At 73.0% G+C, this 10,188-nt stretch carries 10 protein-coding genes and 1 pseudogene; 1 reads left to right on the top strand and 10 read right to left on the bottom strand.

All coding sequences use genetic code 11. The annotated features are described in order from the left end of the window. Nucleotides 1–67: 67 nt before the first annotated feature. The 10 genes and pseudogenes from FMEAI12_RS40415 to FMEAI12_RS34570 all read right to left on the bottom strand — a co-directional run bounded on the left by FMEAI12_RS40415 (nucleotide 68) and on the right by FMEAI12_RS34570 (nucleotide 9,278). Nucleotides 68–871, bottom strand: a complete 804-nt coding sequence (locus FMEAI12_RS40415) for a WS/DGAT domain-containing protein (protein WP_368672141.1) — start codon at nucleotides 869–871, stop codon at nucleotides 68–70. Nucleotides 872–876: 5 nt separating this feature from the next. Next, nucleotides 877–1,485: pseudogene (locus FMEAI12_RS39050) on the bottom strand (wax ester/triacylglycerol synthase domain-containing protein); the annotation flags it as partial. A 333-nt stretch (nucleotides 1,486–1,818) separates the two neighbouring features. After that, nucleotides 1,819–2,460, bottom strand: a complete 642-nt coding sequence (locus tag FMEAI12_RS34540; protein WP_235015052.1) for a DUF4232 domain-containing protein — start codon at nucleotides 2,458–2,460, stop codon at nucleotides 1,819–1,821. A 72-nt stretch (nucleotides 2,461–2,532) separates the two neighbouring features. Beyond that, complete coding sequence (locus FMEAI12_RS34545) at nucleotides 2,533–3,288, bottom strand: ABC transporter ATP-binding protein (RefSeq protein WP_071059092.1); 756 nt, start codon at nucleotides 3,286–3,288, stop codon at nucleotides 2,533–2,535. Beyond that, entirely contained in the window at nucleotides 3,261–4,079 is an 819-nt protein-coding gene (locus FMEAI12_RS34550; RefSeq protein ID WP_112109264.1) for an ABC transporter permease, read from the bottom strand. Before FMEAI12_RS34550 ends, FMEAI12_RS34545 begins: the two co-directional genes overlap by 28 nt. A 169-nt stretch (nucleotides 4,080–4,248) precedes the next feature. Then, nucleotides 4,249–5,286 (bottom strand): ABC transporter substrate-binding protein, encoded by a 1,038-nt coding sequence (locus tag FMEAI12_RS34555; RefSeq protein ID WP_112109261.1) that lies wholly within the window; start codon nucleotides 5,284–5,286, stop codon nucleotides 4,249–4,251. 82 nt (nucleotides 5,287–5,368) lie between these two features. Beyond that, nucleotides 5,369–6,292, bottom strand: a complete 924-nt coding sequence (locus FMEAI12_RS34560; RefSeq protein ID WP_200835515.1) for a TauD/TfdA family dioxygenase — start codon at nucleotides 6,290–6,292, stop codon at nucleotides 5,369–5,371. A gap of 437 nt (nucleotides 6,293–6,729) precedes the next feature. Beyond that, nucleotides 6,730–8,019: an ROK family protein gene (locus FMEAI12_RS34565; protein ID WP_112109263.1), complete on the bottom strand. Its 1,290-nt coding sequence runs from the start codon at nucleotides 8,017–8,019 to the stop codon at nucleotides 6,730–6,732. A gap of 240 nt (nucleotides 8,020–8,259) precedes the next feature. Further along, a complete protein-coding gene (locus FMEAI12_RS40420; RefSeq protein WP_368672142.1) occupies nucleotides 8,260–8,343 on the bottom strand; it encodes a putative leader peptide in 84 nt (27 codons plus the stop codon). 113 nt (nucleotides 8,344–8,456) lie between these two features. Then, nucleotides 8,457–9,278, bottom strand: coding sequence for a helix-turn-helix transcriptional regulator (locus FMEAI12_RS34570; RefSeq protein WP_020458368.1), 822 nt, complete (start codon nucleotides 9,276–9,278; stop codon nucleotides 8,457–8,459). 319 nt (nucleotides 9,279–9,597) lie between these two features. Here FMEAI12_RS34570 and FMEAI12_RS34575 point away from each other — a divergent pair. Further along, nucleotides 9,598–10,188: TetR/AcrR family transcriptional regulator (locus FMEAI12_RS34575; RefSeq protein ID WP_146776842.1), on the top strand; the 591-nt coding region annotated here is incomplete at its 3' end.

A 10,188-nucleotide genomic window follows, 5' to 3' on the forward strand; every position in this document is an offset into this window, starting at 1 on the left:
AGCCAGCCCCCTCGCCCAAGCCAGCCCCCTCGCACAGCCCGGGCCCGGCGCGGGGCCGGCGTCCGGGTCATGGCAGCGCCCGGTCCCCGGCGAACGCCCGGACGGCGTCGGCGAGCAGCGTGACCTCCGCCGCCCACAGCCGGGCGAGATCGCGCGATCCGGGCAGACCGGCGTCCGCGGCCGTCCCGACGCTCACGGTGTCACCGAGGCCGCTGAGGTGGCAGGCGAGCCGCTCGCCCGGGAACAGGGTCGGGACGGGCACGGCCGTCGTGATCGGCCGTCCGGCCGCGGCCAGTGGGCCCGGCGCCCCGGCCTGGTTGGACACCGACAGCACCGACGAACGTCCGCTCAGCCCGGCGCCGAACAGGCGGGGCCGGGCCCGCGCGGGCAGCAGCTCGAAGAGCAGGCGCTCGCCCAGGCCGAGCGTGCCGCCCTGCTTGAGACGATCCGTCCGGTCACGTACCGCGAACAGGCGGCCGAGGGGAGCGGCTCGGCGCACGGCAGGACGACGCGGGCACCCGCCACGAAGTTCGCGAGCATCGCGCGCTCCCCCGGCTGGCGGGTGCTGACGGCCATCGCGACCGCCATCCCACCGGCCCGGCCGGACAGCGCACCCCCCGCCCTGACCATGCCGCCAGCGCCGGCCGCGCCACCCACACCGGCCGCACCGCCCGCGCCGTCCGCGCCGTCCGCGCCGGTCCACCGTCGCAGGGCGCCGGCGAGCGCCGCCAGGAAGGCGTCGTTGACGGTGCCGCCCACCGCGGCGCCGATCGAGCGCAGCAGCGACAGGGACGTCGTCTCCCAGCTGTGTGTGGTCCGCCCCGCCCACGGAGCCGCGAGGACCGCCGACCCGGCGGCGGGGGTGAGCCACCGCAGGGAGCGCGCGGCGGCGGCTCCGACCTCCCGGGCCCGGGCGCGACCGGGTTCGCGCCGCTGCGGCGGGACGAACGCCATCGGGTCGGTACCGATGCCGAACAGGGCCGAGAGGACGAGGTTCTTCGCCGTGCCGTCCTGCTGGATGTGGCTGGCCCGGTAGAACAGGGCGAACTCGGTGTCGTCGGCGGAGCGCAGCAGCCACAGCTGCCACGGTGGCCCCGACAGCGGCACCACCGCGCCGCCGAGCCGTTCCACGAAGTCGCGCAGCGCCGTCCCGGCGAACCCCGGTGCCGCCGCGGCCCCGTCCACGGACGGGGGTGCGGGCGCGGCCGACGACACCGGGTGCTCGCGGACGAGGCAGTCCAGGTCGACCTCGGGATCGGCGCGCCAGCCGTATCTCGCGCGGCGCCCCGGCAGGCAGACGAGCCGCTCGGTCAACAGCGGGAACCGGCGCAGGCGCTCGGCGACAAAAGCGCGCAGCTCGTCGATTCCAGGAGCCGGTCCGGTACCGAGAAGCAGGCAGTTCACGTTTATCGGCACGTCGGCGTGCAGGAGCTGGTATTCGAGCAGGGCGGTGTCGAACGCGTTGAGGAAGCGGATGCGGTCCATCGACTGCGGGCTCGCTCTCTGCTCCGATTTCAAGCCACGGATTCGACGCGGTGGCAACCGGGGCAGGGGCCGGAGAAAATCCGCTGAGCCGGCGCGCCAGGAAGACGACGAAGGCGTTGGAACTGGCACCGGCGCATCGCCTCGAAAGGCGAGCGGAGAAGAATTCGCGGACGGGTTCGGCGACCGGGCGGCGGCGTGCCACCGTTGGACACCGTAACCCGGCCGGCTGGTCCGGGCTGGCCCGCCGCCCCTTTCGGTGGCACCCACCCCGGAATTCGACCGCCGGGCGGAATCGTCACCGCGGCGCGGCGCGCGCGCCGGTGACCAGGACGGTCAGGGCTGGCCGAAGGCACCGACCGCGAGCTGGTGCACAGCCGGATCCCGACACGTCTCGACACCGGCCGGCAGTGCCGCGAGCAGGCTCCCACGGTCGTCGGGCGGGTACACCCGCAGATTCGCGCCCCGCACCGCCTGACCTGGTTCCTCGCAGCCCGGAAGCAGCCCGGCCTGCGTGATCGCCAGCGTCGCGCCGGTGCTGCCGCCCGGTGGCAGCGTCACCGGGGTGCCCGCCGGCCCCGTGCGGTCAGCCGCCGCCCCGACCTGGCCACCGGTGGCGTTTACCACCGACACACCGGGGTAGCCGACGACCGAGCAGGTGCCGGGACCGGTGTTCCTGAGCACGATCCGCCCGTAGACGTGACCCGCCGCGCCCTGGACGTCCTCGAGGGACGCGGCGAGGCCGGTGGACACGCAGGCCGGCCCGGCACCGCCGGCACCCGTGACCGGGATCCCGGCGGACGGGCCGGTCGAGCCCGTCACGGCGGTCGGCCGCGCGGTGGACGCGGCTGGCGGCTGGCTGGTCCCGGAGACGACCGGCGGGCCCGGCGGAGCCGACACGGCCTGGTCCGCCGGTCCGTCCGACCCACCGCAGCCGGTGACCGACGCCGCGAGCGACAGTGACGCCACGATGAGCATGCCTCGGCCTGTGCGCATACCGGCCTGCCTACCCCGCGCCCGGCCGCCGCAGACCACGGCCCCGTCGGGGTGTCAGGTTGCGGCCTCGGCCAGGTCACGAACGCCCAGCTCGGTGAGCAGCCGGGCGCGCAGGGCGGCGAAGGCGGGATGGGCCCGGGGCCGGGGAGTCGGCAGGCCCACGGGGACGTCGAGGGAGAGCCGGCCGTCGGTCAGGACGAGGACCCGGTCGGCCAGCAGGATCGCCTCGTCCACGTCGTGGGTGACGAAGAGGACGGCGGGGCGGTGCCGGCGGCACAGCTCCTGGAGCAGGGCGTGCATCCGGATGCGGGTGAGCGCGTCGAGCGCGCCGAACGGCTCGTCGAGCATGACCAGATCCGGTTCGCGGACGAGGGCACGGGCCAGCGCGACCCGCTGGGCCTCGCCGCCGGAGAGGGTGACCGGCCACGAGCGCTCGCGCCCGGCGAGCCCGACCTCCGCCAGCGCGGCGCGCCCGCGCCGGTCGACGTCCGCGCCGGGCAGGCCGAGGACGACGTTGCCCAGCGCCCGCGTCCACGGCAGCAGCCGCGGCTCCTGGAAGACCACCGCGCGCCGGCGGGCGGCGAGCACCTCGCCGCTGACCTCGTCGTCGAACCCGCCGAGGATCCGCAGCAGGGTGCTCTTGCCCGACCCGCTGCGCCCCAGCAGGGCCACGAACTCGCCGGGCGCGACGGTCAGGTCGAGACCGTCCAGCACGACGTGGTCGCCGAACACCCGGGTCAGCCCGCGGACCCGGATCGCCGCGGCCGCCTCGTCGGCGCCGGTCAGGTCCCGGAGAATCCGCGTCGCCATGACAGCAGGCTCCTTTCGAGCAGGCGGACGAAGCCGTCGCAGAGCAGACCGAGGAGTCCGTAGATCACCAGGCAGAGCACCATGATGTCGGTCCGGTTCCAGGCCTGGGCGCTGTTGAGCAGGTAGCCGATGCCGGAGTCGGTGTTGACCTGCTCGGCGAACACCAACAGCAGCCAGGCGACGCCGAGGGACCAGCGCAGCCCCACCAGGAAGCCCGGGAGGGCACCGGGAATGATCACCCGCCGGACGAGACCGGCCCGGCCGAGCCCGAAGGCCCGGCCCGCCTCGACGAGCTTGATGTCCACGCTCCGGATCCCGGCGAAGGTGTTCATGTAGATCGGGAAGACCACGCCGGCGGTGATGAGGAAGATCTTCGCCTCCTCGCCGATGCCGATCCACACGATGATCAGCGGGAGCAGTGCGATCACCGGAATGGTGCGCAGGAAGTTCATCGCCGAGTCGACGACGTCCTCCCCGAACCGGAAGAAGCCGGCGATCACGGCGAGCGCCAGGCCGATCGCCACCCCGAGCGCGCATCCCCAGCCGACCCGGTAGAGGGACACGCCGAGGTTGTCGGCCAGCTCGCCCGAGCCCCGCAGCTCCCGGGCGGCGTCGAGCACCGCGCCGGGCGAGGCGAACGCGCGGTCGCTGACCAGGTCGAATCCGGTGACCGCGAACCACCCGAGCAGCAGCAGCGCCGGACCGGCCAGTCGACGCGCCCACGACGGGACGGCCCGTGCGCGCCGCGCGCGGTTCCGCTTGCCGGTCGGATCCTCGAGCAGGGGAGCCACGGGCCCGTCAGGTCCGGCGCCAGCGGGCTCGCCGGACGCCACAGGCACGCCGGATGCCACAGGCACGCCGGACGTCACGGGCACGTTGACAAGGCCGGGCGCGGGAGCGGCTTCACCGATGACCTCGGTCATGTCGTCCTCCCTTCGACTTGCCGTGGGCGGAGAGTGCTCATGTCGGCAGGCTCGCGGCGGTGAACGCCGCGGTCAGCTCGGTGGTGAACGCCTTGTCGACCTCGTCGTCGACGTTCAGCGACGGGGGCAGCTCCCCGACGTCGGCGAGCAGCTTCGCCTGGGTCCGCTGGCTGTCGACGAACGCCGCCGTGACCGGGGTGTACCTGCTCTCCGGCAGGCTCTCGAAGTACTTCCGCGCGGCGACCGGATCCTGTTTGAGCGTCTCCACGTAGTACTTCTGGATCCACTCGTCCGGGTTCTGCTTGGGCCACGCCGAGGCCCGGGAGAGGCGGAGCACGAAGTCCCGCACCGCCTCGCGGCGGGCCGGGTCCGCCAGCGCGTCCTTCGCCGCGAGCAGCACCGAGTACTGCGGCAGCGGCTTGGTCTCCACCTCGTAGGACCCGGCGCTCTGCGCGGTGACCGCCGCGCCGAACTGGCGGACGTACACCACGGCGTCCACGGCTCCGGAGGAGAAGGTGGCGGGCAGGCTCGCCGCCGGGACGTTGACCGGGGTGACGTCGTCCTGGGTGAGCCCGACCGAGTCGAGCTGGTTGAGGAGATAGCCGTGCAGGGAGGTCCCCCGGGTGAACGCGACCCGCTTCCCCTTCAGGTCGGCGAGGCTGTGGATGCCGGAGCCGGCGGAGGCGAAGATGGTCTGGCTGTTCACCCTGTTCTCCGCCACGGCCACGGCGACCACTCCGGCGTCCGCGGCGTTCGCGAACAGGACCGGCGTGTCGCCCATGAAACCGACGTCGAGCCGGCCCGCGCTGAACGCGGCGTTCATGTGTGGCCCGTCGGCGAAGTTGTTCCAGTTCAGCTTGTAGGGGGTGTCACGGCCCGCGCCCGACAGCGTGATCGGGAGCTCCAGGAACTTGCTCTGGTCGCCGATCCGCAGCGTGCCGGCCTTTCCGCCGGACGCGGGGGCGGCCGGGTCCGAGTCGCCGCCGCCGCACGCGGCGAGGCCGACCGTCAGCAGGGCGGCCAGGCCGGCGGACGCGAGCGCCAGCCGCCGCCCACGGGTCCGTCGATGGTGCATGGGTCTCTCCAGGTGGCAGGAGCCGCCGGCGCCGACTGGGTCGGCGCCGGCGGTCAGGGGTTCAGGACGCCGCGGGCGACGGTCAGGAGCCGAGGAACGGCTGGCCGGCGACCAGCTCCGACTCCGCCCCGTCGACACCGACCGGGACGTCGCCCTCGAGGGTCACCCGGTAGAGAACCCGGTCGAAGTCGAGATGACCGAGGTCGGACGGCCCGAGGTGCGCCGTGGCGCGGTTGTCCCAGAAGGCGATGTCACCCGGGTTCCACTTGAACCGCACCGTGAACTCCGGCCGGGCGATCTGCTCGTAGAACAACTCGAGGACACGGTGGCTCTGCCGGGCGGACAGGCCGATGATCTCGTTGTCACGCGCGGTGAAGCTGGGGCTGACGAACAGGGCCCGCTCGCCGGTCTCCGGGTGCACCCGGACCACCGGGTGGATGGCGACCAGCGGGTTCGAGGCGATCCGCTTCCCGTACTCGCCACCGTCGAAGATCGGCAGGCTGAAGCTGTGCCGCGCGCGCAGGCTGTCGGCCAGCGTCCGCAGCGGCTCGGGCAGGGCCTGGTAGGCCGCGACCAGGTTCGTCCAGGCGGTGTCACCGCCGTAGGGCGGGACGACGTCGGCGCGCAGAATCGACCCGGCGGGCGGGTTGACCAGCGCCGTCACGTCGGTGTGCCACCCGTTGTCATAGGTGACCTTCCGGTTGCCGAAGAGCTGCGCGTAGCGCCGGCTGTCGATCGGCAGGATCTCGGGGAACCCCTCCGGGGGCGCGGTCTCGTGCGGGTGGGCGGGAGTGAGCTTGCCGAAGCGCCGCCCGAACGCCACCTGCTGGGCGTGGTCCAGGTTCTGGTCGCGGAAGAACACCACCTTCCAGGTCAGCAGCGCGGACCGGATCTCGGCGATGGTCGCGTCGTCGAGTTCCTCCCGCAGGTCGACGCCGTGGATCTCGGCGCCGGTGTATCCGGACAACGGCCGGACGTCGATCAGTGTCTGGACCTGACTGGTCATCGTCACATTTCCCTTCGGATCGCGAATGCGTACGGGTACCGGGAGAAGGACCGCCCGAAAAGGCGGTCGAGAACATGCCGGCACCGGTTTCGGGAATCATCCCGAATACGCGCGCCAACCATCCTCCCGGCAACCAGCGCGGGCAGAGATTGACAATGGAGCGCGGTTACGGGTCACCGGTGCGGCGCGACACTCCCCCGGCCAGCATTAATCCACCGGGGATGGTGGAAATTCAGCGCTGGACGAGGACGGAACAGTGGGAGCCACGCCGGAAGAAGCCGCCGGAGCGGCGCCCACCCGGAGCCGTACATCGATCCACGGAGACCGGGAGAACATTCCCCCGAGTTCCCACGGGGCGCTGCCCGGCGGCGTCCTTCACAATTCCATCGTTGCTCGGTTAATTCGCCAGGTCAATGATTTCCGATCGGATGGAAATATTACGGAGCCGCTACCGGGGGTCGTGACCACTCGGCCGCCCTGGCGGCCTGCCGGTCGCGGCGGGTGTGCACCGTGCGCGGGCTGCGGTGCACCGAGTCGAGTACGGTCGCCGCCGCGGCGACGGCGAGCACGTCCGTCCCGAAGCTGCTGGGGCGCACGACCCGCTCCGGGTCCCCGCACGCGCGCGAGAGCCGGGCGATCTCCTCGTACAGGTCCGGGAGCAGGTGCGGCAGGTAGATCGCGGACATCTCGGTCAGGACGAGGAGTTCCGGGTCCAGCATGTCGAGCAGCGTCGCGGCGATCCTGGCGACCCCCCGCAACCGTTGGCGCAGCAGTCCCACCACGAGGTCGTCGCCGGCACGGGCCGCCCCCAGCAGGAGCTCGGCCTCCGGTCGCGGTATGGCTCCGAGCTCGACGGCCTTCACGAGCAGCGCGCGGTCCGACAGCGCGGTCTGGGCGCAGCCCCGGCCGCCGCAGGAGCACGGCAGGTCGGCCCCGGGCAGGTTCAGGTGCGCCACCCCGCCCGCCGCCGAGCGAAGGCCGTGATGCACGACTCCGCCGGTGGCGATGGCCGCGTCCACCACATGGCCCACGAACAGGTGCACCAGGCTTGCCCGGGCCCGCGGCTCACCGAAGAGGATCTCCGCCTGAGCCAGCGCACGGGCATGGCCGTCCACGCTCACCGGGAGGCCGGTGCGGGCGGCCAGCAGCGGGCCCAACGGCAGGTCCCGCCAGCCCAGCGGCTCGTGTTCGACCACGACGCCGGTCCGTGCGTCGACGTGGCCGCCCGTGACCACGCCGAGTCCGAGGACCCGGCGGTGGCCGGCGTGCCGGCGCAGGAATCCGGGCAGGTGCCGAACGATGGTCGAGAGCGTGTCGTCGGCCTCGCCCCGGTGCGGCAGCTCCTCGCGGGCGACCACCCGGCCCCGCAGGTCGACGATTCCGAAGGTGAGCATGGGGACGGCGATGTGCACGCCGCAGGCGAGGTGGGTGTCGGTGTCGACGTCGAGCGGCACGCTCGGCCGCCCCGCCCGCGGCGCGCCGGCAGCGACCGGCAGCTCCCGCAGCAGCCCGAGCGAGATGAGGTCGGCGGTCTGCCGTGAGACCGCGGCCGGGCTGAGACCCGTTGCGGTGCCGATGAACCCCCTCGCGACGGGCCCGTGATCGAGGACGGCGCGCAGCACGGCCGCCGCCGATCCGGCGCCTTTCGAGGTGTCCCTGCGATCGTTTCCGGGCCCGGCGAGGCCGGTCGGCGAGATGGTGGGCGGGTTCGCGCTCCGGATGGGCACGGAGATCCTCCTCACGCGCGTGTCGACCCACCGGGTCGACGACCGTCGAAGGCCTGCACGGTGGGGCGCCTCCCGCACCGGCGGCGGGAGTACGCGGATGTCTGGCGGTGTGTGCGCGGCACGGTTCGGCTCAGCGGGAGACGCGGCCAGTAACCGGGGGCGGCAGACGCCACGGGAGCACTACCCGCGTGGCGCGACCCGCGGCCTACGGCCCGCGGCGTTCCGGGCAGTGGCGGGCGGTCAGCCGACCGGCAGACAGAGCGCGCTGGCGACGCGGCGGAGGTCAACATGAGCACGACGAACAAGGCGCGGGTGCTCAGCCATGGTCAGAACGTAGGTATTGGAGGCACCATTTGTCAACTAGTTCGGTATACATAGTGTCCATACGTCCGTCGCCGAGCCGGTCGCGGGCACACGTCGCCGGGCTCGCCGGGTGGTCAGCGCCCGCCGCGGTGCGGACGCCGTCCCACCGGGGCCAGGGCCGGAGGGACCACCCCGATCCGCTGCCGGTAGGCCGACGGGCGCTCGCCGCAGTACTGGGCGAAGGCCCGGGCGAAGGCGCTCGGGCTCTCGAAGCCGACGGCGGTCGACACCTCGAGCACCGACCGGGTGGGGTCGGCGAGCAGCGCCATCGCCCGCAGCAGCCGGGCCTGCACCAGGTAGTGCCGCCACGAGAGGCCGAGGGCGGTGCGGAACAGGCGGCGCAGGGTCCGTTCCGAGACGCCGACCGCCCGGCCGACCTCGGCCACGGAGACCGCGTCGAGGTGGCGCTGGGTATAGGAGATGGCCGCGGCGACGACCGGATCGGTCGAGGTCGGCAGGCTCAGCGGAGCCTCGTGACCGAGCGCCTCGACGACGAGGTGGCCGAGCGTGCGAAAGAAGCCGTCGGACACCGGATCACCGCTCGGGCGGGTGATCGGCCAGCGCCGAGCGTAGATCATCATCTCCCGGACGAGCGGCGGCGCGGCGAGGATCCGGGCGCGGTCCCCCGGCCGGTCGATCAGCCGGGGGTCGAACAGCACGGCGATCGAGCGGACCGCCGAGTTGATCGTGACCCGGTGCTCGAGACCGGCCGGGATCCACGCTGCCTGCCGCGGCGGCAGGAGGTAGTGGGTGCCGGCGGTCTCGACCTCGACCATCCCGGAAATGGCGTACTCGATCTGGTGCAGATCGTGGGAATGCCAGCCGGTGACGAGCCGGTCACCTTCGTAGTGGTGGCTGCCGCCGAGAACCCGCGCCCCACGCCGCATGTCGACCATGCCGATTGCGCCGGCCGTGCCGGCCACATCAGCTGTGCCGGCCACATCAGCTGTGCCGGCCATCCGTGCCAGGCCGACGCCGACGGGTTCAAAAGCTCCGCCGGACGAATATACGGAGGCGGTCACGTTACGAAAGAATAGTTGAGATTCCCGACACTCGCGGCGTAATGGCGCGACACCGTTGTTCAGACCAGTCGGAAGGCTATGCTCGGCGGGTGCACAGCGCCATGCCGCCGAATGGTCAAGGAAACACCGGACGGACACCGCGCTCCGCACCAGCCGCGCCACACGGCCGCGCCCCGGGCGCGGCGGTGACGGCATGACCTCGCCCCGCCGCCTCGGCGCGGAGGACTCGAGCACCCGCACGACCCTGCTCGACGCGACGGCCCAGATCATCCTCGAGGAGGGGTACGCCGCGGTCAGCTCGCGGCGGGTGGCGGCGAAGGCCGGCATCAAGCCCGCCCTCGTGCACTACTACTTCCGCACCATGGACGACCTGTTCCTCGCCGTCTTCCGGCGCGGCGCGGAGGCCAACCTGGAGCGCCAGCGGCGCGCACTGGCCTCGCCGCGGCCCCTGCGGGCGCTGTGGGACGTCGACCTGGACTCGCGCGGCACGACCCTCATGGTCGAGTTCATGGCGCTCGCGAACCACCGGAAGGCCATCCGGTCGGAGATCGCCGCCTACGCCGAGCGGTTCCGGGAGGCGGAGCTCGCCACCCTGTCGCGAGTGCTGACCGCCGCCGGAGTCGATCCGGCCACGATCCCGCCGGTGGTCGTGACGTGCCTGATGGCGAGCGTCTCCCGGGTTCTGGTGATGGAGGGCGCGCTGGGCATGACCATGGGCCACCGCGAGACGATCGACCTGGTCGAGCGATACCTGACCGAGATCGAGGCCCGCACCCCGCCCGAC

The sequence above is a fragment of the Parafrankia sp. Ea1.12 genome (genome assembly GCF_900465275.1).
Lineage (GTDB): Bacteria > Actinomycetota > Actinomycetes > Frankiales > Frankiaceae > Parafrankia > Parafrankia soli.